Genomic DNA, 25061 nt, shown 5'->3' with positions numbered 1-25061 from the left:
GCTTTTTCTATGTGCGTTTGCCGATCAGCCGCGGCGACGGCGGGCCAGCAGCAGCGTCGCGCCAGCCAGCAGCATCGCGACGCTGCTGGGTTCCGGCACGGCCGAGATGTTGTCCAGGCCGACGACGTTGGCCGCACCGGTCAGGTCGAACGACTGCGCGACACCGCCGAACGTCAGCACGGCCTGGGTCCAGGTCGTGTAGTCGGCCGAGTTGGCGGTCAGGTTGATCGTGCCCAGCAGCGTGCCGGTGCCGTTCAGGCCGGAGTAGGCGCTGATGGCGAAGCTCACGTCGCTGGGCGACGAGTAGAAGAAGCGCAGGCCGCCTTCGACGCCGCCGGCCACGTTCATGTAGGCGGCCGTGTTGACGACGCCGTCCAGTTGCACGAAGCCCACGCCCTGCGGCGACGGTGCGCCGGCGTAGTAGGCCCCGTCAGGCAGGCTGCCCAGGCCGTCGCCGTTGGACAGGCCCATCACGTTGGTGAACGTCACGCCGCTGGCGGCGTAGCTGGCGTCGACCATCTGGCCGTAGTCCCAGCTCTTCTCGAAGTCCACCGTGAAGGTGGTGGATGCGAAGGCCGGTGCGGACAGGCCGAGGGCCAGGGCGAGGGTGGCGAGCTTCATGGGCAGAACTCCAGGGCAGGAAGGATGGGGCGGCCGCAGCCGCTGCGTCTGATTTCGGGGCGCAGTGTGGTCGGCAAAGACGACAGCGGCGTGACGCAAATAAGGCAGCGCCATGTCTCCCGCCACCGGTCGCCGTTTCATGGCGCTGTCACGCGCGGCGGTGATGGTCCGGGCTTTTCCGCCGAGGCCCGCATGCATTCCACCCCCCTGCCCCGCCGCCGCCTGCTGGTCGCCGCCACCGCCGCTGCCGCCGGCCTCACCGGCTGGTCACGCTCCGCGCAGGCCTGTGACTTCTTCAGCTCGCGCCTGCGCATCTGGCACCCATGGACGCGCGCGACGCGCGTGGACGCCGACACCGCCACGCTGTGCATGAGATTCGACGAGGTGCAGAAGACCGACCGCCTGATCGGCGTCGAGTCTCCCGTGTGCGGCGGCGCACGCCTGGCCGGCCCCAAGACAGATGCGCAGGTGAAGGGCGTGGACCTGCTGATCCGCGAGGGGCAGGAGCTGACCCTCACCGAAGACGGCCTGCACATCGAGTTGCTGGACCTGCAGCAGCCGCTGCAGATCGGCCGCAGTTTTCCGCTGCGCCTGCTGTTCGCGTCGGGCGATGCGGTCAACGCGCAGCTCAACGTGGACTTCGCCGGTCTGCGCTGAACAACACCCGCGCCAAACCGCCACAGAGCCGTCACGCCAAGGTCACGCCCGCTTCCTAGCATCCGCCCGTTTTCAGCCCCGCCCACACACCCCTGGAGCAGCCTTCATGAACCACATCTTCAGCAAGAGCCAGATCGCCCTGGCCGCCGTCGCGGCGCTTGGCGCTGCCGCGGTCATCGCGCCCAATTTCGCGACCGCCGCCGGCAAGACCGCCGGCAAATACGTCGCCGGCGACTTCCACAACCACACCACCTGCTCGGACGGCGCGATCTCCATGCAGAAGCTGGTCAAGAAGGCCACCGACAAGGTCGACACGCCCTGGGGCCTGGACTGGTTCGTGCAAGCCGGCCACGGCGGCAACGGCAACCGCAACTGCACGCTGGCCGAAGACGCCACGCTGGCCACGCCCGCCTACCCCTACCTGAGCGGCAACACGCCCTTCAACACCGGCACCGGGCAATCGCCCTCGCAATACGCCGGCCCGGCCACGACCTGGGCACAGAGCATCGGTGCCGCCAACCTCAAGGGCCTGAACGGCGGCGTGGGCGGCAACGGCAACATGTGGCGCTGGCAGTCCATCCAGGAGTACCAGTACCCGCAGCTGGAATACCTGGCGGCGTACAAGAACGTGCCGCTGTTCATCGGCATGGAGTCCGTCGTGGCCGGCCACGAGCACACGTCGATGTCCGTCATCACGGGCCAGATGCCCGCGTCCATGGACAACGCCACGCTGCCCACCACGCCCGGCTACACGGCGCTGGGCAATGCCAACGCGCTGGCCCAGTGGTCCTACTGCTTCGACCGCGGCGACACCGACACCAGCCGCGGCAACACCACCGGCTCCACGGTGGGCAACAACTGGAACTGCGCCAACCCCGACAGCGCCGACTCCACGTCCGCCACGCTGGGCTGGACCGACGCGGCCAAGAAGCTGATGCAGCCCGGCGGCACCGGCACCGGCAGCAAGGGTCACCTGAAGACCGTCGAGGCGCTGAAGTGGATGGCCAAGTTCCACCCCAACGCCAGCTACTACGTGCCCGCCCACCTGGAGCGCGCCGGCCCGTTCAACCCCGACGGCAACAACGGCTTCAACATCGAGCACCTGCGCAACTTCAACAACGCGGCGCCCAACGTCGCCTTCGGCTTCGAGTCGCAGCCCGGCCACGGCGCATCCAGCAACCGCGGCGAATACCAGGTCAAGCGCAACAGCATCGCCGGCGTGCTGACCGACTCCGTCGGCGGCACCACTTACGGCGGCACGGGCGTCTACGCCGGCCAGGTGGGCGGCGTGTGGGACGCGCTGCTGGGCGAAGGCCGCAACTGGTGGTTCTTCGCCAGCTCCGACTGGCACAACCGCGGCATGTTCGGCCCGGACGACCGCCGCTCCACGCAGGACTTCTACCCCGGCGAATACCAGCGCACCTACATCCTGGCCCGCAATGGCACCGACAAGCTGCGCCCGCAGGCCATCGTCGACGGCCTGCGCAGCGGCAACGCCTGGTCCACCACGGGCCAGCTGATCGACCGCCTGGCCTTCGTCGCCTGCGTGTCCTATCCCGGCCCGAGCGCGCGCACCAACGCCGCCGTCGAAGCCATCGCCGTGGCTGCCGCCACCAAGGGCACGGACATCGACACCACCGGCTGCGCCACAATGGGCGAGAAGCTGCAGGTGCGGGCCGGCGCCGAGATCGTCGTGGCCGTCGCGCTGCGTGACCCGGAAGGCGCGAACTACTCGCCCTACACCTTCCCCAACCCGTCGCTGGCCCAGGTCGGCATCACCCAGCCGATCAACAAGCCGGTGCTGGACCACGTGGACGTCGTGCGCGGCCTGGTCAGCGGCTACAAGGCCCCGGGCGCGGCCGATTACTCGGGCGAATGGCCGCGCAACACGGCCTGGCTGAGGGCCGACGGCACCACCGCCGACCTCTCCGTGGTGCCCGCCGCCGCGAAGAACACGACGGCCGCCGTCATCAAGACCTTCAACGGCAACGGCGCCACGCCCTGGGTCACGGTGCAGTCCGGCGTGGACAACACCAAGTTCCTGAAGATGAGCTTGCGCATCCCCGCGGTGCAGGCCTCGCAATACGTGCGCCTGCGCGGCAGCAACCTGCCGCCGGCCGTGCCGTTCGAGACCGACGCGAGCGGCAACCCGCTGGCCGACATCTTCACGAACGCCAACGACACGACCATGCTGCGCATCCCCTGCAACACCGTCGGCACGGTGCTCACCGGTGACGCCATCAACGGCTGCCCGGCCCACCTGCCCACGGTGTCCGGCCAGAAGTACGTCGCCTACGACGTGGCCGCCTGGTCGGACCTGTGGTTCTACAGCAACCCGATCTACGTCGAAGTGGCCAACTCGGTCGCCGTCGCCGGCGTCAAGTAAACCGCGCTGCCGGGTTGAAGGGGGCGCCACGGCCACGTGGCGCCCCTTTTTGTTTCGCGCGGCGCGGCCACGATGACGCGCCGGGCCGGCTCAGCCCCGCTCGCCGCCGCCCCGCGGCTTGTCGTCATTCTGTCTTGCAGCGTCGATAGCATCCGCCGCCTGTCCCCGTGTCCCGCCTGATCCATGTCCGCCCCACTGCCCTTGACCTCGTCCACCCAAGCACCGCCCGCCAAGCCACTGCCTGCCTGGACGCGCGAGCCGCTGCTGCACTTCCTGCTGCTGGGCGCGCTGCTGTTCGGCATCGACCACGTCGCCAACCGCGGCAGCAGCGATGCCAACGAAATCGTCATCGGCACCGAGGTGGACGAAGAGGCCCGCCAGCTCTTCAAGGCCACGCGCAACCGCGACCCCAATGCCGAGGAACTGACCGCACTGCGCAAGGTCTGGCTGGACAACGAGGTGCTGTACCGCGAAGGCCTGGCGCTGCAGCTGGACAAGGGCGACACCGCCATCCGCGAACGCGTCATCTTCAAGGCGCTCAGCGTCGTCGACACCGGCACCAAGCTGCCGCCGGTGGACGACACGCTGCTGCGCGGCTGGTTCGAGACGCACCGCGAGAAGTACGACGAACCCGCGCGCTTCGACTTCCAGGAGGCCGTGCTGTCGGGTGAGACCGGCGAGGCGGCCGTGCGCGCCTTCGTCGACGCGCTGAACGCCGGCGCACCGGGCGACGCCAAGGCCGGCCTGCGCGTCTTCAAGGGCCGCCCGCACAGCAACCTGCTGCAGAGCTACGGCGCCGACTTCGCCAGGGCGCTTGAAAGCGCCACGCCCGGCCAGTGGCTGGCGCTGCAAAGCCGCGAAGGCTGGCGCGCCGTGCGGCTGGACGCCGCCACGCCACCCAGGCCCGGCAACTTCGAAGTGCTGCGCGGCGTGGTGCTGCAGGACTGGACGGACGCGACCATGGCCGAGCAGCGCAGCGCTGCCGTCGCGGCGCTCGCCAAGAAGTACGTCATCAAGGTGCCCGCGCAATGACGCGCCTGGCCCTCTGGCTGCGTGCGGCCCTGCTGATCGCGCTGGCGCTGAACGCCCTGCCCTCGCGCGCCCACGAGATGAGCATGGCCGAGATGCAGTTGCGCGAGATGCAGCGCGGCGAGTTCACGTGGCAGTGGATGGCCACCGAGAAACGCCCGGCCGCACAAGACCTGACGCCCGTCTGGCCCGCAGGCTGCACGACGGAGTCCAACGTGCTGCGCTGCGGCGAGCACGGCCTCTCCGGCAACCTGTCCATCAAGGGCGTCGGCGAGCGCTACTCGGCCGTGCTCGTCAAGGTGTTCTGGCTCGACGGGCAGACGCGCGTCTACACGCTGACCTCCGGACAGCCCATCGTGCAGCTCTACGGTGCGGCCGACGACCCACGCGGCATGGGCGAGATCGCCAGCGCCTACGCGCTGCTGGGCGTGGAGCACATCCTGAGCGGCATCGACCACCTGCTGTTCGTCATCGGGCTGCTGTTCCTGGTCGGCTTCAACAAACGGTTGATCTGGACCATCACCGCCTTCACCGCCGCGCACAGCCTGACGCTGGCCAGCAGCGCGCTGGGCTGGCTGGTGCTGCGCCCGCCGCCGGTGGAGGCCACCATCGCGCTGTCCATCGTGCTGGTGGCCGGCGAGGCGCTGCACAAGCGCGAAACCCTGGCGCGCCGCTGGCCGGCCCTGGTGGCCTTCCTGTTCGGCCTGGTCCACGGCCTGGGCTTTGCCGGCGCGCTGAAAGAGATCGGCCTGCCGGACAACCACCTGTTCGTCGCGCTGCTGACCTTCAACGTCGGCGTGGAGGTCGGCCAGCTGATGACGGTGGGCGTGTGCTGGTGCCTGTGGCGCGTCAGCGCCCGCTGGCCAGCCGCACAGCGGCTGCGCACGGTGCTGCTGTACCTGATCGGCAGCGTGGCGGCGTACTGGTCGTGGCTGCGCATCGCGGCACTGGTGCCCTGATGGCAGCCGCTGATGAAGTGATCGGCCTTTTTCCGACGCCGCTGCTGCGCGCGCCGGGTGCCTTGCCGCTGCCGCTCGTCAACGCGCTGGTGGACCACTTCACGACGCGTGCGCTGGAGGCCAACAACAGCTCCGACGCGTTGTCGCACACCCGCATGCTGCAGCCGACCGACAGCCCGCTGCTGGTGCAGGCCGCGGCGCTGCTAACGCCCAGGATCGTCCAGTTCGGCCAGTTGCTGTTCGGCGAACCGCTGGGCTGGGCGATCAAGGAAATGTGGGTCAACGTGCTGGACACCGGCGGCCGCCAGGCCATGCACAACCACGCCAACAGCTTCGCGTCCGGCGTGGTCTACCTGACAGGCACCGACGATTCGGCCCGCACGGTCTTCATGAAGTCGCCCGGCGGCCATGACTTCGCGCTGAAGAACGACCATGCCGGCGTGACCACCGGCCCCTACAACGCCGAGAAGTGGGTCAGCCCCGCGCCCAGTCCCGGTGACCTCGTCCTGTTCCCCAGCTACCTGATGCACGCCGTGCCGCCCAACGCTGGCGGGCGGCGCATCTCGCTGGCCTTCAACGCGATCCCGACGCGGCTGGAGAGCTGGGGCTACACACTGAGCTTCAACGCTTGAGGGCCTTGGCCCTGGTGCTGATGGCCGCGTCCGGCTTTGCCGGGCTGGGCTACCAGATCGTCTGGACGCAGCAGCTGGGCCTGGTGCTGGGCCACGAGTCGGCGGCGGTGCTGGCCGTCGTGGCGGCGTTCTTCGGCGGGCTGTCGCTGGGCGCGCTGGCGCTGGGTCGGCGCATCGCCGCCAGCGACCGGCCGCTGCGCTGGTACGCCGGCTGCGAGGCGGTGATCGGCAGCTGGGGCCTGGTGCTGATCGCCACGATGCCGGCGGCCAGCGGCACGGCGCTGGCACTGATGGGGCCGGACGCGACCCCGGCGCGGCAATGGGGCGTGGCCTTCGGCGCGAGCCTCATGCTGCTGCTGCCCGCCACGGCCGCCATGGGCGCGACGCTGCCGGCCATGGCGCGGCTGGGCACGGCCCGCGTCGCGCCGCTGTACGCCGCCAACACGCTGGGCGCGGTCGTCGGCGTGCTGGTCACGGCCTTGTGGCTGATCCCGGATTGGGGGCTCACGCGCAGCGCCGGCCTGTGCGTCGCACTCAACCTCGGCTGCGCGCTGCTGGCGGGCATGGCCCTGCGCGCGCAGCCGGCGCAGCCGCCGACACGGCCCACGTCGGCACGGCCGCTCGCGTTGCTGGCGGCGACCGGCCTGCTGGGCGTCGGCTACGAGGTGCTGGTGGTGCGCGTGCTGAGCCAGGTGATGGAAGACACGGTCTACAGCTTCGCGCTGCTGCTGGCCGTCTACCTGGGCGGCAGCGCACTGGGCGCGGCGGCCTACGTGCGCTGGCGACGCCTGCGGGGCAGGCCACGGCTTCTGCAGGCACTTGCCCTCAGCCTGCTGCCCAGCCTGGCGGCGCTGTGGGGCGCGGAGGCGATCAAGCAAGCGCTGCTGGCCGCACTGCCCGCGACGCTGGCCAGTGCATTGGCCGTCGAGGCGCTGCTGGCCGTGGCCGCATTCGCGCTGCCGACCTTCGTCATGGGCGCCCTGTTCTGCCAGCTCTGCGCGGAAGCGGCGCAGGCCGGCCAGCCCCTCGGCCGTGCGCTGGGCGTCAACACGCTGGGTGCGATGCTGGCGGCGCCCGTCTTCGGCGTGGGCCTGGCGCCGCTGCTGGGGCCGAAGTTCGCGCTGCTGGCGGTGCTGGCCGGCTACCTGCTGCTGACGTCGGCCTGGCGCAGTGCCGGCTGGTGGTTGCCGGCCGGCGCGGCGGCGGTGATCGCCATGTTCGCGCCGCCTCTGGCCTTCATCGACGTGCCCGAGGGCAGCCACCTGCTGAGCTACCGCGACGGCGTGATGGCCGCTGTCAGCGTCGTCGAGGACGTGCAAGGCGTGGCCCGGCTGCGCATCAACAACCGCCAGCAGGAAGGCAGCAGCGCGACGCTGCTGGTCGACGGACGCCAGGCACTGCTGCCGCTGCTGCTGCACCCGGCACCGCACCGCGCGCTGTTCCTCGGCGTGGGCTCGGGCATCACGGCCGGCGTCGCGGCGCGGCTGCCGGGTCTGCAGGTCGATGCGGTGGAGCTGCTGCCCGACGTGATCTCGGCCTCCGCGCTGTTTCGCCCCGCGCTGGGTGACGGGCCAGCGCCCGCCCTGCATGCCGCCGACGCGCGCCGCTACGTGCGCACCACCGCACAGCGCTACGACGTCATCGTGTCCGACAACTTCCACCCGGCGCGCAGCGGCTCGGGTGCGCTCTACACGGTGGAGCATTTCCGTGCCGTGCGCGAACGGCTGGCAGCGCAGGGCCTGTTCTGCCAATGGCTGCCGCTGCACCAACTGGACCGGGACACGCTGCGCAGCATCACGGCCGCGTTCCTGGCGGCCTTTCCGGACGGCGCGGCCGTGCTGGCCAGCAACAGCCTGGACACGCCCACCGTGGGCCTGGTCGCACGCGCGGGCGGCACGCGATTCCAGCCGGGGCGGCCGGCGCCCGAACTGGCCGCGCGCTTCGGCCTCGCCGATGAGATGGCCCGCCTGGGCAGCTTCATTGCCGACGCGAGCGCGCTGCGACGCTTTGCGGCCGGTGCGCCGCTGAACAGCGACGACCGCCCCTGGGTGGCCTACCGCGCGCCGCGCATCACCTACGCGCCGGACTCCGCGCCGCGCGACCGGTTGCTGGCGCTGCTGGGTGAACTTCACCTCGACGCTTCGGCGCTGCTCGTCACGCCCGATGCCGCGCTGGCTGCGCGCGTAACGGCCTATGCCGAAGCTCGCCGCAGTTACCTGGACCTGGGCCGCCGCACCACGCCCAGCGCCGACCCCGCGGTGATGCTGGCCCGCGTCGGCGCGCCGCTGCTGGCCGTGCTGCGCCAGAGCCCCGACTTCCAGCCCGCCGCCGAGCCGCTGCGCCGCCTGGCGCAAGCCCTGGCCCCCAGCGACCCGGCCGCGGCGCGCGAGCTGCTCGACGCGCTCGCCCGCATCCGCCCCACGCACAACTAGGGTTAACAGCCGGACGCTGTTGGCCCGGTGTCAGTCCGTCGTGGCAAGCTGCCGTCATGCGCTGGGCCCTGATCACCGACATCCATGCCAACCGGCAGGCCTTCGAGGCCGTGCTGGCCGACGCCCGCGCGCAAGGCGCCACGCGCCATGCGCTGCTGGGCGACTTCGTCGGCTACGGCGCCGACCCGGCCTGGGTGGTCGACCAGGTCATGGCGCTGGTGGCGGACGGCGCTTTGGCCGTGCAGGGCAACCACGACGAGGCCGTGGCCGGCGGCGGCTCGCCGTCCATGCACCCGGATGCACGCGCGGTCATCGACTGGACGCGCGCCCAGCTCGACGAGCACCAGCTGCGCTTCCTGAGCCGGCTGCCGCTGCAGGCGCAGGGCGAGCCAGGACATTGCCTGTTCGTGCATGCCAACGCTTTCGACCCGCCCGGTTGGGACTACGTGCAGGGCCGCGCCGAGGCGGTGAAGAGCCTGCACGCCCACCCGGCGCGCATCCAGGCCTGCGGCCACATGCACGACCCCATGCTGTTCCACCTGTCGGGCACCGGCAAGGCCGGAGACTTCCAACCGGTGGCCGACGTGCCCATGCCGCTGCCCGAGCACCGGCAGTGGCTCATCATCCCCGGGTCCTGCGGGCAGCCGCGCGACGGCAACCCCGCGGCCTGCTACGCGCTGCTGGAGCCCGGTGCCGCCGAGCACGACGATGCCCGCGTCACGTTCCGGCGCGTGGCCTATGACGTGGAGGCCGCGAGCGCGGCCCTGCGCGCCAGCGACCTGCCGCCGCAGATCGCCGAACGCCTGGCGCGCCGGCTGACACTGGGGCAGTGATGATGGCCGCCGCGTCGCCACCCGCGCCTGCTGCGCCGCTGCAGGCCGGCCAGGTGCTGGACGGCTTCCGGCTGGAGGCGCGCCTGCACCAGGGCGGCATGGCCAACCTCTGGCGTGTCAGCCGCACCGACGGGACGGACGACGGCTGCGAACTGCTGATGAAGGTGCCGCGCATCAAGGGCGGCGAGGACCCGGCCACCATCGTCGGCTACGAGGTCGAGCAGATGCTGATGCCGCAGCTCAGCGGCCCGCATGTGCCGCGCTACATCGCGCGCGGCGACTGGACGCGCCAGGCCTACATCGTCATGGAGCACATCCCGGGCGACACGCTGCGCCCGCGGCTGGACGACGCGCCGCTGCCGCCCGAAGAGGTGGCCGACATCGGCGCCCGCGTGGCCACGGCGCTGGCCGCGCTGCACCGCCAGCACGTCGTGCACCTGGACATCAAGCCCAGCAACATCATGTTCCGCCCCGACGGCACCGCGGTGCTGGTGGACTTCGGCCTGAGCCGCCACGAGCAGCTGCCCGACCTGCTGGAAGAGGAGTTCACGCTGCCCATGGGCACGGGGCCCTACATGAGCCCCGAGCAGGTGCAGTTCGTGCGCAACGATCCGCGCAGCGACCTGTTCGCGCTGGGCGTCATGCTCTACCACCTGGCCACCGGCGAGCGGCCGTTCGGCCAGCCGGACTCGGTGCGCGGCCTGCGGCGGCGGCTGTACGTGGAGCCCGTGCCGCCGCGCGCCCTCCGTCCCGAGCTGCCGAAATGGCTGCAGGAGGTCATCCTGCACTGCCTGGAGGTGCGACCTGAGCGGCGCTACCAGAGTGCCGCACAGCTCGCGCTGGACCTGCGCGAGCCCGAGGGCGTGCCGCTGACGTCGCGCGCCGAGAAGCTGCAGGTCAGCGGCGTCATGCGCCGGCTCAAGCGCTGGTTCTTCGCGCTCGGCGCCGAGCCCACGCCCGTGCCACCAGGCGGCGAGCAGCTCGCGCGCAGCCCCATCGTCATGGCCGCGGTGGATGTGGACCACGCGACGCCCGAGCTGCTGAACCAGTTGCAGGAGACGGCACGGCGCATCGTGCAGACCGAGGCCGGCGCCCGGCTGGCCTGCGTGTCCGTCATGCGCGTGAACCGCATCGGCATCGACGAGCTGACCGACAAGCACGGCCAGAGCCTGCACGTGAAGCAGCTCATCGCGCTCAAGCACTGGGCGCACCCGATCAGCAAGGCGCTGGACCTGGCCGACGGCCGGCTGACCTTCCACGTGCTGGAGGCACCCGACGCGGCCGGCGCCCTCATCGACTTCGCCCACCGCAACGGCGTGGACCACATCGTCATGGGCGCGCGCGGTGCGTCGGCGCTGCGGCGGTATCTCGGCAGCGTGTCGGGCCAGGTGGTGGCCGAGTCGGACTGCACGGTCACCGTGGTGCGCCAGCCCGCGGCGTGACCGGTGGCAGCCTGGTCATCGCGGGCGCCGCAGGGCGCACTGAGACTGCTTAGACTGGCGCGATGAGCGACAACCCCTGTCTGACCTGCGGCGCCTGCTGCGCCTGCTTTCGCGTCGATTTCGACCGCAGCGAGCTGCAGAGCGAAGGCGGCCGCGTGCCGGACGGACTGGCGGTGGAACTCACCGCAAGCCTCGTGCGCATGCGTGGCACCGACCATGCGCCACCGCGCTGCGCGGCACTCAGCGGCCGGATTGGCGAGAAGGCGAGTTGCGGCATCCATGAATGGCGGCCCTCGCCCTGCCGCGAGTTTGGCGAACGGGCGCCGATGGGGTTGGGCGACGACGCCTGCGCGCGGGCCCGCGCCCGGCACGGGCTGGCGCCGATCTGACCGGCCCGCCCGCTACCGGCGCTCCAGCACACTCTGCCGGCGCTGTTCGTTCAACCACGCCAGCTTCGCGCCGTACAGCGCCTTGTCCTTCACGGTCGCGCTGTTCTGCAGCGCGCGCGTGATCTCGCCCTTCGCGGCGGACACGTCACCCATGCGATAGCTGGCCACGCCCAGCCAGAAGTGGAACTCGGACACATAGGCATCGCGGGCGATCTCCTTGCGGAACAGCTCGCGGGCGGCGGCGAAGTCGCCGGCCCGCAGCGCCGCCAGGCCCTGGTCGAAGAACTGATACGGCGGTATCGGCTGGATCTGCGCCAGCCGCTCCGTGAAGACCTGGGCCTCGGCGTGCCGGCCCGCGTCGTTCAGCACCAGCGCCAGGTTGGACAGCGACTGCACGTTCAGCGGCTCGCGCTCCAGCACCATGCGCAGCGTGGACTCGGCGTGGTCGCCCAGGCCCTTGCGCCGGTACAGCACGGCCAGCGTGTTGTAGGCGGCCAGCCAGCGCGGGTCGGTCTCGATGGCGGCACGCGCCCACCAGTAGGCGTTGTCGATGTCGCCTTCCGTCAGCGCCTCGGCCGCGCGGTTGTTCAGGTACATGGCGATGATGGTGGCCTCCTCCACCGGGCGGCTGCGCTGGCCGCGCATGATGCCGGGAGGCAGGAAGTCGATGGTCAGCAGGTTGTCGCTGCCCCACACGAAGCTGTTGGTCGGCGTGGCGATGCGCGCCAGCGTGACGTTCACATGCCCGGCGACGAAATACAGGCCGCCTGAGCGCGTCCACATCTCCTCGATGTACACACTGTTGAAGGTCATCGGCAGGCTGTAGTAGCGCGCGAACGCCGCCGTCATCAGCACCAGCGACATGCAGTTGCCGCGCTTGGCATCGAACGCCTCGGCGGCGTTGCGCGTGCGGGCGCTGTCGTACTCGAGCTGCAACTGGCCCTTGCTGTACAGCGCGCTGATCAGGCCATCACGCAGACCCTTCTGGTGGATCTCGCTGCGCGCCTGACCATCCGCGAACCGCTGCATTTCCGGGCTCATGGCGATCGCATCGCCGGGCACGATGCGCACGGTGGGCGGCTTGAAGGCCGAATCCTGGAACAGGCCGTCGCGCGACGGCATGGCGCCTGGCGGTGCCGTGGCGCAGCCGGCAAGGCCGGCGAAACCGACGATGGCGAGCAAGGAGCGAAGGGTCATGGCGGGTTGCCTCCTCGTCCCAAGCTTAGTGCGCCTGCGCCGGGATATCGCCGGTCATGCCCCCGGGATTTCAGCGTTGCACGAAAACGGCCGCCGAGCGCGCCGGCAGCGTGAAGCGGCCCGCCGCGCTGTCGAAGCGCGCGCCGGTGGCCACCCGCTGGTCGGCCGCGCCTGCGGCCCGGTGCACCGGGTGCAGCTCCAGCGCCAGCCCCATCTCGCTGGGTGCCGTCAGCGTCTGCTCGGCCTTGTCGGTGTTGACGAGGTAGACCACGCGCCTGAAGCCGGCGCCTGCATAGCCCGCGCCGTCCAGCGCCGCGGCGATGACAACCGGGTTCTGGGCCGAGCCGGTGTTCAGGAACTTCAGCCGCGCCTGGATGTCGTCAGCCGTGCGCAGGCGGAACAACGTGGAGCTGGCGCGGATCTTCAGCAGGTCGCGGAAGGCATCGCGCATCCAGGCGATGTCGCCCGGCGCGGGCTTGATGGACGCGTTGGCCAGGAAGGGCTGGATCAGCGACCAGTTGGCCCCGTTCTCGCCCTGCGGCGGCAGGCCGGCGCCGAAGCCGTTGTCCTCGTAGCGCCAGTCCAGCCGGTTGAACCAGTCGCCGCTGTCGTAGCTGTTGCGGTCCAGGCTCTTGCTGCGCAGCAAGTCGGTGCCGGCGTGGAAGTAGGCCACCCCCTGGCTGAAGGCGTTCAGCGCATTGGCCAGCAGTTGCACGCGGGCGCGGTCCTCGCGGCTGGTGGCCGTCGGCAGGCGCAGCGCCAGCGTGTCGAACAGCGTCAGGTTGTCGTGGTTCTCGACGTAGTTGACGACTTCGTCCGGCTGGGTGCTCCAGCCGATGAAGTTGCCCAGGCTCTCGGCCGTGCGCAGCTCGTCCCAGTGGGTGGTGAACTGGTAGCTCCTGAGGCTGCCGGCGAGCGACGCCTTGATCTGGTCGCCCAGCCACATCAGCTCGGTGCGGGAGCGGCCACCGCCCAGCTCGTTGGGGTCGTAGTACAGCCCGCTGACCCAGCCCTGGTTGCTGACCAGCGCCGTGCCGTTGTCGCAGCAGCCGCCGCCGCGCACGGCGTCGCGGATGATGGGGTTGAAGCTGCCGATGCCCGAGCCGTTGAGGCTGTACAGCGTGGCCTGCACGAAGCGGGCGCCGTCGGCCACCTCGCCGAAGTTCCAGCCTTCGCCGATGAGCTGGATGTCGCGGCCCAGCGTGGTCTTCAGCCGCGCCTTCATCGCCTCCATGACCGCGCGGGGCTGGTGGCCCATGATGTCGAAGCGGAAGGAGTCGATCTTGTAGTCCCGCGCCCACTGCAGCACCGAGTCGCTCATGAGCTTGGCCATCATGAGGTTCTCGGTGGCGGTGTTGTCGCAGCAGGTCGAGTTGGTGACCTTGCCGGCCGCGTCCAGCCGGTGGTAGTAGCCGGGCACGATGCGGTCCAGCACCGACTTCTCGTTCTGACCCGAGGCGGTGGTGTGGTTGTAGACCACGTCCATGCCCACGCGCAGGCCGGCGTTCTTCAGGCCCAGCACCATCTGGCGGAACTCGACGATGCGCCGTGCGCCGTCGGCGGCCGAGCTGGCGTAGCTGCCTTCCGGCGCGTTGTAGTGCCAGGGGTCATAACCCCAGTTGAAGCAGTCGCCGGCCGCCGTCGCCGCCACGGCAGCCTGCTGCGTCTCGCCGTCCGGCGCGCCGGCGGGCGACGGCGTCGTGCAGCCGCTCTCGGGCACGCTGGCGATGTCGAACACCGGCAGCAGGTGCACGTCGGTCAGGCCGGCGTCGGCCAGCGCCTTCAGGTGCTTCATGCCGTTGGAGCCGGCCTCCGTGAAGGCGAGGTACTTGCCGCGGTTGGCGGCGCTGACACTCATGTCGTTGGCCGAGAAGTCGCGCACGTGCAGCTCGTAGATGGCCATGTCGGTGGGCGCGGCGACCTTGGACGAGATCGGCGCGCTGTCCCAGCCGGCCGGCTTGAGGCCGGCGGCGCCGAGGTCGGCGATGTAGCTGCGCTTGGAGTCGGTCGTCAGGCTGACCGAGTAGGGGTCGGTGACGAGGTTGCGCACGATGCCCACGCCGCGCACGAACACCTCGACGGCGAAGCGGTAGTACTTGCCGGACAGGTCGCCCCGCTTCGCCACGCTCCACACGCCGGTGGCGGCATCGAAGCTCATCGCATCGAACCCCTCGGCATCGGCCGTGCCGCTGTCGTAGGTGAACAGCAGCACGCGCTGCGCCGTGGGTGCCCACAGCTTGAAGGTGGTCCGGCCGTCGGCCACCTTGACGCCCAGGTCGTTGACATTGGCGCCGGCAGCGTAGAGGTCGTCCAGCGCACCGGGTGCCTGTGCGCTGGTCGCGTTCTGCACGTTGCCGCCGGCGTCTTCCTGCACGAGCAGCAACTGCTTCTTGTGCAGTTCGCCCAACTGGGCGAGATCGGCGTCCTTCACGGCCAGCACGACGCCACTGCCGATGAACTTGAAGCGCAGGGCCGCCGCCGCCGGCACGCTGCCGGCAAAACGGTCCAGCACGAGAGCACCGTCGGCACCGGCGACCTTGCCGTCCCTGACGGCGGTGATCTGCGCGTTGGCCGAGTGGTAGAGCTTGAAGACGCCGCCAGAGTCGACTTGCGGCCACTGGATGAGCTGCTTCGTCAGCCAGTAAGCCCTGGCATCGGTCGTGGACACGCTGCGGGTGTCCGGTGGCGCGACGTAGACCTGCGCGTCGCCCTGCACGATCCACACCTCGCCGACCTGGTTCTGGAGGGTCAACGCGCCGTAGTCCACGCGGATGTTGTCGGGGCGGCCGTCCTTGTTGTCCTGGTTGGGCGGCATGCCGTGGATGATGAACTCCAGCGACTTGCGTGACGCGTCGTCCCTGGGGTTGAGCACGGGCAGGTCGAAGACGACCTCGCCGGCGCTGGCCGCTGCGTCGTTGGGCATCTTGTTGAAGGCCACCGGGTTGCCCCATTCGCCGATGGCGACGCCGGCCGGTACGCGGCCGGCGTCCAGGCCGCTGCCGCTCCACAGATGCAGTCCCCAGGCGGCGAAGTTACCGTCGAAGCGCCTGTAGTGCACGCGCACCGTCGTGATGTCGGGCGCCGGGTTGCCGAGCGGGTTGCTCGCGTAGGTGGTGCCGTCGCCCTGGATGCGCCAGATCTCGTTCTTGCCGGCCTTCAGCACATAGCTCTGGTCGGCACCGCCATGGTCCTTGTCGTCGCCCTTGTGGAAGAGATAGCCCACCGTGCCGGTCTGCGCGGCCAGCGGCACGTTGTAGTAGACGCCGAAGGCGTCGCTGCCGTCGGCATTGCGCCCGGCGTTCCAGTCGACGCCGGCCGCAGCGCCCCAATGGTGCAGCTGCCAGCCGGCGTAGTCGCCAGCAGTTCGCCGGTAGTGGATGGTCAACGTCGTCGCCGGCACGTCCGCCGCAGGGCTCGCGGGTTGCGCTGACAGGATCTTCTGGAAGGCCGCCTCGTTGCCGATGCCCGCCTCCGGTGCCGCAGCGAGCGGCATGGCCTCACTCAACGGCTGACTGCCGCCACCGCCGCCGCACGCCGTCAGGGCCACGACCAGAGCAAGGGTCCAGAAGCTGTTTCGCAAGGTCTGCATGGTGTCTCCGTCATGCGCCCCGTCGTCGCGGGGATGTTTGACCTGATCTTATGAAGTAAAACTACACATAAATCTAGTAATTTCCCGGAGCAAAACTCCAGTACGCCCACTGAAGTAGCGACATGGGCCGTGTCGCCAGGTGCGGCCTCGAGGGCGAAACCGCTGGTCGTGAATAGCACCCTTGAAAGTGGCGAGAACCATGCTTGCAGCCGGCGCCGAGGGCTGAGACGATGCTGCGGTGCAACCAAGTCGACGACTCGCCCTCACCACGCTGCCCGCCCTGCTCTGGCCATCGACCGGCCCGCAGGCCCAGACCCCCTCCCCGCCGCTGCGGCTGGTGACTGGCGAGCTGCCGCCGATGGCGATGCCCGGCGAACCCGGCCAGCGCGGCGTGCTGGTCGACCTGGTCGAGGCCATGCTCAAGCGGGGCGAGCTGGCGGCGCAGGTGGAGTTCTACCCTTGGGCGCGGGCGATGCTGCTGGCCGCCGAGAAGCCGCGCACCCTCATCCTGCCGCTGAACCGCACGCCGGACCGCGAGGGCAGGTTCCAGTGGCTGGTGAAGTTGTATGCGCAGCACTTCGTCTTCCTGACGCTGGCCGGCAAACCGCGGGTGGAGAACGCCGCGCAGCTGCGCACGCTGCGCGTCAGCGGGCTGCGTGGCTCTTCCAACCTCGGCAAGCTGCAGCAGCAGGGCATCCTTGCCGACCGCATCTACCCGGCCACCAGCATCTCCGATATGCACCGCGCGCTGGAACGCGGCCTGGTCGATGCGGTGTACGGCAGCGAGATCATCCACACCGATGCCTGGCGGCGCGCCGGCCGCGACCCGGCGAAGCTGCAGGCGGGCCTGGCGCTGGAATCCGCCGACGTCTGGCTGGCCGCCCAGGGCGGCATCACCGACGCGGAAGTGGCACGGCTGAACGAGGCACACGACGCGATGCTGGCCGACGGCAGCATCGAACGGCTGTTCAAGCGCTATGGCCTGAAGGTCAGGCTTGAAGACCTGCGCTGATCCACGACGAACACCACCGCGCTGCGCGCCGGCACCTCGAAGCGGCCCGCCTCGGCTCGCGCCTCGCGGCTCACGCGCTCGTCGGCGCCGCGCTGGTGCACGGGATGCAGCGTCCAGCGCGTGCCGGCTTCTTCGGGCAGCGCCAGCACTTGCGCGGTCGGCGCGACGTTGATCAGCGCCAGCACGGCCTCGAACCCGGCGCCTGGCAGACCCCGGCCGTCGATGCGCACGCCCACCAGCACCGCGTTCTGGCCCGCGCCGCTGCCGGGAAAGCTCACGCGCGCCTTCACCTCGGCCGCGCTCGCCAGCCGGAACAGCGGCGTGCTCGCACGGATCTTCAGCAGGTCGCGGAACACGTCGCGCGCCCATGCGATCTCGGCCGGGCCGGGTGCGATGCCAGGGTCGGCCAGCCGCTCGCGCGCCAGCGCCCAGTCGCGACCGTCCTGGCCGAAGTTGTCCTGCTTCGGCGGCAGGCCGGTGCCGAAATGGTTGCTGCGATACGTCCAGTCCAGCCGGTTGAACCAGTCGCCGGAGTCGTAGCTGTTGCGGTCCAGGCTCTTGCTGCGCAGGATGTCCTGGCCGGCATGGAAGTAGGCGATGCCCTGGCTGAACGCGACCAGCGCGGCGCCCAGCATCTGCACGCGCGCACGGTCGGCGCGGCTGGTGGCCAGCGGCAGTTTCAGCGCATTGACGTCGAACAGCGTCTGGTTGTCATGGTTCTCGACATAGTTGACGACCTCTGACGGCTGCGACGCGAAGCCCGCCGGCTGGTCGCCGTAGGCGATCTGGTCGAGCCGCCGCGTCTCGCCGCGCCAGGTCGTCAGCTCGACGTCGCGCTGCGAGCCGGCCAGGGCGACGCGGATCATGTCGGCAGCCGCCAGCAGCTCTTCCGGCTTTGGATTGGCCAGCGCGTTGGGCGCGTAGACCAGCCCGTTGAGCCAGCCCTGGCGGCGCACGCTGTCGTCGCCGCGCTCGCCCGCCGCGCCGCCGCGCGCCGCGTCCCGGCCCCGGTCGCTGAACGACCCGATGCCACTGCCGTTCAACGACAGCTGCGACGCCTGCACGAAGCGCGCGCCGTCGGCCACCTCGCCGAAGTTCCAGCCCTCGCCCAGCAACTGCACCGGCCGGCCCGCCTCGGCATCGACGCGCGCCTGCAGCCGCTGCATCGCTTCGCGCGGCTGGTGGCCCATCAGGTCGAAGCGCATCGAATCGATCTTGTACTCGCGCACCCACAGCGCCGCCGAGTCGATCATCAGCTTGGCCATCATGCGGTGCTCGGTGGCCGTGTTGTCGCAGCAGGTCGAGCGCTCCACCTCGCCCCTGGCGTTGAGCCGCTGGTAGTAGCCCGGCACGAGGCGATCCAGCACCGACTTCGGATGCTGGCCGGCCGCGGTCGTGTGGTTGTAGACCATGTCCATGCCCACGCGCAGGCCGGCGGCGTGCAGGGCCATGACCATCTGGCGGAACTCCACCACGCGCTTGAGCGGATCGGTCGCATAGCTGCCTTCCGGCGCATTGAAGTGCCAGGGGTCGTAGCCCCAGTTGAAGCAGTCGTCCGCGGCAACGGCCATCACGGCCGCCTGCTGGGCGTCGCTGTCGGCCGGCGCGGCAGGCACCACGGGCGTCTTGCAGCCGCGCTCAGGCACGCTGGCGAGGTCGAAGACCGGCAGCAGGTGCACGTCGGTCAGCCCGGCTTTCGACAGCGCCTTCAGGTGCTTCATGCCGTTGGAGCCGCCCTCGGTGAAGGCCAGGTATTTGCCGCGCCAGGCCGGGCGAACCGTCGCGTCGTTGATGGAGAAGTCGCGCACGTGCAGTTCATAGATGACCTGGTCCGTCGCCACCTTCACCCGGGTGGGCCGCCGTGCGGCGTCCCACCCGCGCGGCTTCAGCGCCGGGGCCGCCAGGTCGGCGACGAGGCTGCGCTGCGAGTCGGCCGTCAGCGCCACCGAGTACGGGTCCGTCACGAGGTTGCGCACCCGGCCATGCGTGGGCGTCACGACGTCGACCAGGTAGCGGTAGGCCTGACCGCTCAGGTTGCCAGGCGACCCGGCACGCCAGACACCGGTGGACGGGTCGAGCTGCATCGCATCGGCGGCGATGGCGGGCGACTCCGGCCCCGCGTAGCGGCACAGCAGCACGCGCTGCGCGGTCGGCGCCCAGACGGCGAAGACCGTCTGCGCGTTGGCCGGGTGCGCACCGAGGTCGGCCACCCGCTCGGCGGCGGCGTAGAGATCGTCCAGCGCGCCCGGCAACTGGACGCCCGTGGCCGCGATGACCCGACCGTCCGCGGCCTCGTGAACCAGCAGCAGTTGCTCGCGCAGCAGCGCCTTCACGTCGGCGCCGGCGATGGCAAAGCGCGGGCCGTCGCCGATGAAGCGGAAGTTCGGCGGCAGCGCCGCCGCGCTCGGCAGCAAATCGACCGCACCGTCCGCACCCGCCACCGGCCCACCTGCAGTGGCACGCATGCCCGCATCGCGCGCATGGTGCAGCCGCACACGCTCGCCCGGCTGCAGGGTCAGCCCCGGCCATTGCAGCGTGCCGGCGCTCAGCCAGTACGCCTCGGCCGCCGGCCTTGCCGCAGGCGCTGGCATCGGCACCGGGGCGTTGCAATCGTCCAGATCGCCGGCGCGGACCTCGCCGGCCGCCAGCATCAGGCCCAGCAGCGCGAGCAGCGCATGGCGAGCGGGCATAGCAATCTCCTGTCTTGTTCATCAAATAGTAGCAAAACTACATTTATCGAAACCTCCTATGGCGACCGATTCGACCATGCCGATATGCTTCTTCACCCAAGGCAAAGTAGTTTGAATACATGAACACACCCAAGCTGCTGACCCGCTTGCTGCTCGCCGCAGCGCTCACCGCACAGGCGCAGGTCGACACGCGCCCGGTGCCCGCGCAACCGCGACCGAGCACGTTGCCAGCGGACTGGCAGCACGGCGTGTTCATGGAAATCTTCGTGCGCGGCTACCAGGACAGTGATGGCGACGGCATCGGCGACCTGCGCGGGCTCACGCGCAGGCTGGACTACCTGCAAAAGCTGGGCGTCAGCGGCCTGTGGCTGATGCCCATCACGGCCAGTGCCGACCACGACCACGGCTACGCGACGACCGACTTCCGCGCCATCGAGCCGCAGTACGGCACGCTGGCCGACTTCGACGCGCTGGTCCGCGAGGCCCACAAGCGCGGCATCGGCATCGTCATGGACTACGTCGTCAACCATGCGTCGTACCGTTTCCCGGCCTTCCAGGCGGCGCTGAAGGACCGCGGCAGCCCCTGGCGCGACTGGTTCGTCTGGAACGCCGACCCCGGCCCGGGATGGGACATCTGGGGCAAGTACCCCTGGTACGACGCCGCGACCGCGCCCTGGACTTACACGGGCGAGCTGAAAGACCTGGCCCCGCCCAAGCCGGGCACGCCCGACACCTTCTTCGGCACCTTCGGGCCGCACATGCCCGACTTCAACCTGCGCAACCCGGCCGTCGTGCAGTACCACGAGGATTCGCTGCGCTTCTGGCTCAACCGCGGGCTGGACGGCTACCGGCTGGACGCCGTGCCGCACCTGATCGAGAACAACGCCCGCGACTGGAACGACCAGCCCGAAAGCCGCCGGCTGACCAAGCAGTTCCAGGACCTCATCAAGAGCTATCCCAACCGCTACGTCGTCTGCGAGGCCACGGCCGAACCCATCGCCTACGGCGACCCGGCGCTGTGCGGCGGCGCGTTCGCGTTCAACCTGAACTACGAGATGGTCAAGGCCGCGCAGGGCGACGCGGCGGCGGTGCAGAAGGTGGCGGATTACTACCAGACCATGTCGCCGACGATGGCAACCTTCCTGCACAACCACGACATCTTCACCGGCCGACGCCTGTGGGACCAACTGGCTGGCGACGAGGCGCGTTACCGGCTCGCGGCGGCCAGCTACCTGCTGCTGCCCGGCACGCCCTTCGTCTACTACGGCGAGGAAATCGGCCAGGCCGGCATCGACGGCGCAGGCGATGAGCCGCTGCGCGCGCCCATGAGCTGGACGCCGGCCGGCGGGTTCACCACCAGCGACGCGCCCTTCCGGCCGCTGTCGCCCAACCGCACCAGCCACAACGCCGCCAGCCAGATGCGCGACGCCGGCTCGCTGTTCAACTTCTACCGCACGCTCATCCAGCTGCGCCGCTCGCAGCCCTCGCTGGCCCTGGGCCGCTACGAGGCCGGCCAGGTCGACGGCCCGGTGTGGAGCTTCCAGCGCGTGCAGGGCAGCGAGCGCAGCGTCGTCGCCATCAACTACGGCGACCAGCCGGCCACCGTCACCCTGGCCGGCCTGCCGCCCGCGGCGCGCGCCAAGGCGGCCTATCCCGCCGGGGGCACCGCACTGAAGGCCGATGCCGCCGGCGGTGCACGCCTCACGCTGCCGCCGCTGTCGCTGCGCGTGTACCGCCTGGACGCGCGATGAAGCCCCTGATCACCCTTGTCACCAGCCTTCTGATGAGCCTGAACACGATGGCCGCCGGCCTTCAGCATGTCGAACCGCCGAACTGGTGGGTGGGCATGCGCAACACCTCGCTGCAGCTGATGCTGCACGCGCCCGGCATCGCCGATGCGACGCCCGAGCTGGCGCCCTACACCGGCGTCAGGCTCGTTGCCAGCCACCGCGCGGACAGCGCCAACTACCTGTTCGTGGACCTGGACATCGGCGCCGACGCGCAACCGGGCGAGCTGGTGCTGACGGTGGCCGGCACCACGCTGCGCTACCCGCTGCAGGCCCGCGCGCCGGGCTCGGCCGAGCGCCAGGGCTTCGGCCCCAGGGACGCGATCTACCTCGTCGTGCCCGACCGCTTCGCGCAGGGTGGCAGCGGCCGGCAAGGCGGCATGAAGCAAGGCGTCAACCGCGCCGACCCCGGTGGCCGCCATGGCGGCGACCTGGCCGGCCTGCGCCGGCACCTGGGCTACATCGCCGGCCTGGGTTTCACGCAGGTCTGGCCCACGCCACTGGTCGAGAACGACAGCGCGACCTACAGCTACCACGGCTACGCGGCCACCGACTTCTACCAGGTGGACCCGCGCTTCGGCACGAACGACGACTTCCGCGCCTTCGCCGCCGAAGCGAAAGCGCTGGGCGTGGGCATCATCCAGGACATCGTGCTCAACCACATCGGCAGCGACCACTGGTGGATGGCCGACCTGCCCGCGCCCGACTGGCTCAACCAGTGGCCCCAGGGCTACACCGAGACCCACCACGCGCGCATGACGCTGCAGGACCCCTACGCCGCACCCAGCGACCGCAAGCGCTTCACCGACGGCTGGTTCACCCCCGGCATGCCGGACCTGAACCAGCGCCGCCCGGAGCTGGCCACCTACCTGACGCAGATGACGCTGTGGTGGATAGAAAGCGCCGGGCTGTCGGGCCTGCGCACCGACACCTACAGCTATTCCGACCGCGAGTTCCTGACCCGCTGGTCGGCCCGCGTCATGCAGGAGTACCCGAAGCTCAACATCGTCGGCGAGGAATGGAGCCCGCACCCGGCCGTCGTCGCCTACTGGCAGCGCGGCAAGCGCAACCACGACGGCTACGTGTCCCACACACCCAGCCTGATGGACTTCCCCCTGCAATCCCACCTGCTGGCCGCGCTGACCGAGGACGACGGCCCGTTCTCCGGCATCACGCGGCTGTACGAAGGGCTGGCCCACGACTTCGTCTACGCCGACCCGGCCAACCTCGTGCTGTTCGAAGGCAACCACGACACGCCTCGGCTGTTCTCGCTGTTGAAGAACGACGTAGGCCTGACCAAGATCGCGCTGGCCTATCTGGCCACGACGCGGCGCATCCCGCAGGTGTTCTACGGCACCGAGATCCTGATGCAGAGCCCCGTGGAACGCGACGACGGCCGCGTCCGGGCTGACATGCCGGGCGGCTGGTCCGGCGATGCCGTCAGCGCCTTCACCGGCGCGGGCCTGACGGCCCAGCAGCGCGACATGCAGGACTGGGTGCGGCGGCTGTTCACCTGGCGCAAGCGCACGACCGTCATCCACGACGGCGCGCTGATGCAGTACGCGCCGGTGGGTGGCTGCTATGTGTTCTTCCGCTACGACGTGGGGCGCTCGGTGATGGTGGTGCTGAACAAGACGGACAAGACGGTAGCGTTGCCGCTCTCCCGGTTCCCGGAGCGCGTGGCCGCCGGCACGCGCGCGCGCGACGTGCTCAGCGGCCAGGCGTTCACGCTGGCGGACCGGCTGACCGTGCCGCCGCGCGGGCCGTTGATCCTGGAGTTCGAGCATTGAGCTGGGCCGTCAAGGCCTGAGCGCGGCCGTGAACTCACACAGGTCAGACCGGCAGCAGGCAAGCTCGACTAACCCTGTGCTGCGCCCATGGTGGCGACGGCGGCGAGTGAATGGAGCCCTGCTGAGCGGTTGGTATCTGGGCCCGCACCGAAACCCGAGTGCAACAAGGCCGCCTGTAGATGTGCAGTCTGTTCTCTGCGAAGCCGCATCGAACCAGAACTCAGGTCTTGAGGGAAAACAGCAAAGGCACGTATCGAAAGCAGCTAATACCGAAACGGTTGATTAACCGGGAAGTCCCTGTAGACCGGTTAGGCCGCAGTTCCCGAGCCTTCACCGCCAGTTCAATTGAAATGCTCATGATGTGCGGGGAGAACTAAACGTGAACGCAAATTTTTCAGAACTGAGAAATAACATATTAGAACCAAATTCCTGATCACAAGATTTGATGTCCTCGAATTCGCGATCGCTGCTGAAATAAATAACAAAGGGAAAGTTATTCTTCGCAGAAGCCACGTTAAGACAACGCGCGGCATTGCTCAAATGGCGGTTTGGTTTATCTACCCAGATCCTCACGCCAATAACTTCATCACTTTTCGTTCTTAACCAGTCATAGAACCCTAGCCAATCTCCTGAGCCCGAATCTGTAAACGCCTCACCATTCAGCAGTAATTCTGAATGCAGGTCCTCCTGAATCGAGTAGAAGCGTGGCAGCTCGTTGGCGGAGATCACTACTGCCACAGTTCCGGTAGTCCAGCGTTCGTCGTACATGAGCTAAATTTCCTGCGGCCTAACGTCTTAGTTCAGCGGGCTGCGGAGCCGTCCGCTGCAGCGAAGGGTTGGGCGTCATTGGACCGGCCTACGTATGACTTGGCCTTCCTTTTGAGGCAATGGACCAAGGCCGCCCGACACAGACCTGAGAAGCGTGTCGAACGCGGAGCGCATGCGCACGTCGTAGTCCGGTGGGTTCCCCGCCAATTTTGGCCACGCAATGCGCACCGCCGCTACTACGTCCGCGAAAGGACGCCTTGCGTCAACTATCACGTACTTCACGCCGCCCTGCGTCGCCTCCTGTGAGTAGGTTGTCCAGCCACCCACAGCTTCCACGGTAGGTTCTCTTTCGCCGTAGGCACGTACCGGCGCCTCGGCGGCCTGCCTGCCTCGATCAAAGTCGACGTGGAAAAAGGAGACCGCGACGTTTGTAGAGTGCTGCGTCCCTTCATCGGCGGCGTTGAAAATTTGAAAGGCCATCGCCGAGATGGGTGGCCTGGTCTGGGTGGAGAGCACGCGCCAATCGTCCGGTACCGCTAACGCGACGTACCCTTTCGTTGTGACGACCGAAAGCTCAACTGCCTGGGCCGACACCGCGGCTAAAAGGGCCAGACTTGCTAAAGCGGTTCTAAGCATCTCTATGCCGCCCAACGTTGAAGCTGAGCCGCGAGCGGCGGCTTGCCGACGCGAGTCGGCTCGAGCGACTGGTTAGGCCGCATTCTGCGACTCAACCCATGCGCATAGTGGACCGACCAGCGACTGAACGCCGCTGAAGCTGCGCCAGAGCCCTGCAGCCTCGAGAAGCTCACGATCGGTTTGACCAGTGTGAAACTGACCGCGGTCGCGGA

The 25061-nt window shown here is 69.4% G+C and carries 17 protein-coding genes; 12 read left to right on the top strand and 5 right to left on the bottom strand.

Going from position 1 to position 25061, the window contains the following annotated elements; translation table 11 throughout:
- Positions 1-24 precede the first annotated feature (24 nt).
- Entirely contained in the window at positions 25-621 is a 597-nt protein-coding gene (locus ACO07H_RS12060) for a PEP-CTERM sorting domain-containing protein (RefSeq protein ID WP_422014394.1), read from the bottom strand.
- Positions 622-813: 192 nt separating this feature from the next.
- On the opposite strand from ACO07H_RS12060, the gene ACO07H_RS12055 reads away from it, so the two are divergent.
- From ACO07H_RS12055 to ACO07H_RS12015, 9 genes are all read left to right on the top strand, one after another.
- Positions 814-1278 carry a copper chaperone PCu(A)C gene (locus ACO07H_RS12055; RefSeq protein WP_422014392.1) on the top strand — a complete coding sequence of 155 codons (465 nt, stop codon included), beginning with the start codon at positions 814-816 and terminating at the stop codon, positions 1276-1278.
- 106 nt (positions 1279-1384) lie between these two features.
- Complete coding sequence (locus ACO07H_RS12050; RefSeq protein WP_422014390.1) at positions 1385-3664, top strand: hypothetical protein; 2280 nt, start codon at positions 1385-1387, stop codon at positions 3662-3664.
- Positions 3665-3865: 201 nt separating this feature from the next.
- Complete coding sequence (locus tag ACO07H_RS12045) at positions 3866-4696, top strand: peptidyl-prolyl cis-trans isomerase (RefSeq protein ID WP_422014388.1); 831 nt, start codon at positions 3866-3868, stop codon at positions 4694-4696.
- The gene (locus ACO07H_RS12040) at positions 4693-5652 is read left to right on the top strand and encodes a HupE/UreJ family protein (protein WP_422014386.1); all 960 of its coding nucleotides are present in this window, start codon (positions 4693-4695) and stop codon (positions 5650-5652) included. Before ACO07H_RS12045 ends, ACO07H_RS12040 begins: the two co-directional genes overlap by 4 nt.
- Positions 5652-6284 (top strand): putative 2OG-Fe(II) oxygenase, encoded by a 633-nt coding sequence (locus tag ACO07H_RS12035; protein WP_422014384.1) that lies wholly within the window; start codon positions 5652-5654, stop codon positions 6282-6284. Before ACO07H_RS12040 ends, ACO07H_RS12035 begins: the two co-directional genes overlap by 1 nt.
- Positions 6281-8716: a spermidine synthase gene (locus ACO07H_RS12030; protein ID WP_422014382.1), complete on the top strand. Its 2436-nt coding sequence runs from the start codon at positions 6281-6283 to the stop codon at positions 8714-8716. The genes ACO07H_RS12035 and ACO07H_RS12030 overlap by 4 nt, the downstream gene beginning before the upstream one ends.
- Positions 8717-8772: 56 nt before the next feature.
- Positions 8773-9549, top strand: a complete 777-nt coding sequence (locus ACO07H_RS12025; protein WP_422014380.1) for a metallophosphoesterase family protein — start codon at positions 8773-8775, stop codon at positions 9547-9549.
- The gene (locus ACO07H_RS12020) at positions 9549-10991 is read left to right on the top strand and encodes a bifunctional serine/threonine-protein kinase/universal stress protein (RefSeq protein ID WP_422014378.1); all 1443 of its coding nucleotides are present in this window, start codon (positions 9549-9551) and stop codon (positions 10989-10991) included. Before ACO07H_RS12025 ends, ACO07H_RS12020 begins: the two co-directional genes overlap by 1 nt.
- A gap of 62 nt (positions 10992-11053) precedes the next feature.
- The gene (locus ACO07H_RS12015) at positions 11054-11380 is read left to right on the top strand and encodes a YkgJ family cysteine cluster protein (RefSeq protein ID WP_422014376.1); all 327 of its coding nucleotides are present in this window, start codon (positions 11054-11056) and stop codon (positions 11378-11380) included.
- 12 nt (positions 11381-11392) lie between these two features.
- Here ACO07H_RS12015 and ACO07H_RS12010 read toward each other — a convergent pair whose 3' ends face one another.
- On the bottom strand, positions 11393-12577 hold the full coding sequence (locus ACO07H_RS12010; RefSeq protein WP_422014374.1) for a tetratricopeptide repeat protein: 1185 nt from the start codon (positions 12575-12577) through the stop codon (positions 11393-11395).
- A 70-nt stretch (positions 12578-12647) separates the two neighbouring features.
- Positions 12648-16166: an alpha-1,6-glucosidase domain-containing protein gene (locus ACO07H_RS12005; RefSeq protein WP_422014372.1), complete on the bottom strand. Its 3519-nt coding sequence runs from the start codon at positions 16164-16166 to the stop codon at positions 12648-12650.
- Positions 16167-16404: 238 nt separating this feature from the next.
- Between ACO07H_RS12005 and ACO07H_RS12000 the strand changes: the two genes are divergently transcribed.
- Positions 16405-17178, top strand: a complete 774-nt coding sequence (locus ACO07H_RS12000; RefSeq protein WP_422014370.1) for a substrate-binding periplasmic protein — start codon at positions 16405-16407, stop codon at positions 17176-17178.
- Here ACO07H_RS12000 and ACO07H_RS11995 read toward each other — a convergent pair.
- Positions 17142-19868 (bottom strand): alpha-1,6-glucosidase domain-containing protein, encoded by a 2727-nt coding sequence (locus ACO07H_RS11995; RefSeq protein WP_422014368.1) that lies wholly within the window; start codon positions 19866-19868, stop codon positions 17142-17144. The two genes, ACO07H_RS12000 and ACO07H_RS11995, sit on opposite strands and share 37 nt — an antisense overlap.
- A 119-nt stretch (positions 19869-19987) precedes the next feature.
- On the opposite strand from ACO07H_RS11995, the gene ACO07H_RS11990 reads away from it, so the two are divergent.
- A complete protein-coding gene (locus ACO07H_RS11990) occupies positions 19988-21619 on the top strand; it encodes an alpha-amylase family glycosyl hydrolase (RefSeq protein WP_422014366.1) in 1632 nt (543 codons plus the stop codon).
- Positions 21616-23445 (top strand): glycoside hydrolase family 13 protein, encoded by a 1830-nt coding sequence (locus ACO07H_RS11985; protein ID WP_422014364.1) that lies wholly within the window; start codon positions 21616-21618, stop codon positions 23443-23445. The genes ACO07H_RS11990 and ACO07H_RS11985 overlap by 4 nt, the downstream gene beginning before the upstream one ends.
- Positions 23446-23799: 354 nt before the next feature.
- Here the strand turns inward: ACO07H_RS11985 and ACO07H_RS11980 are convergent, their stop codons facing one another.
- Positions 23800-24213 carry a hypothetical protein gene (locus tag ACO07H_RS11980; protein ID WP_422014362.1) on the bottom strand — a complete coding sequence of 138 codons (414 nt, stop codon included), beginning with the start codon at positions 24211-24213 and terminating at the stop codon, positions 23800-23802.
- Positions 24214-25061: the final 848 nt, after the last annotated feature.

Source organism: Roseateles sp. (assembly GCF_965229315.1).
In the GTDB taxonomy this organism is placed as follows: domain Bacteria; phylum Pseudomonadota; class Gammaproteobacteria; order Burkholderiales; family Burkholderiaceae_C; genus Pelomonas.
The sequence above is the reverse complement of the archived record's forward strand: the minus strand, read 5'-3'. Positions and strand labels throughout refer to the sequence as shown.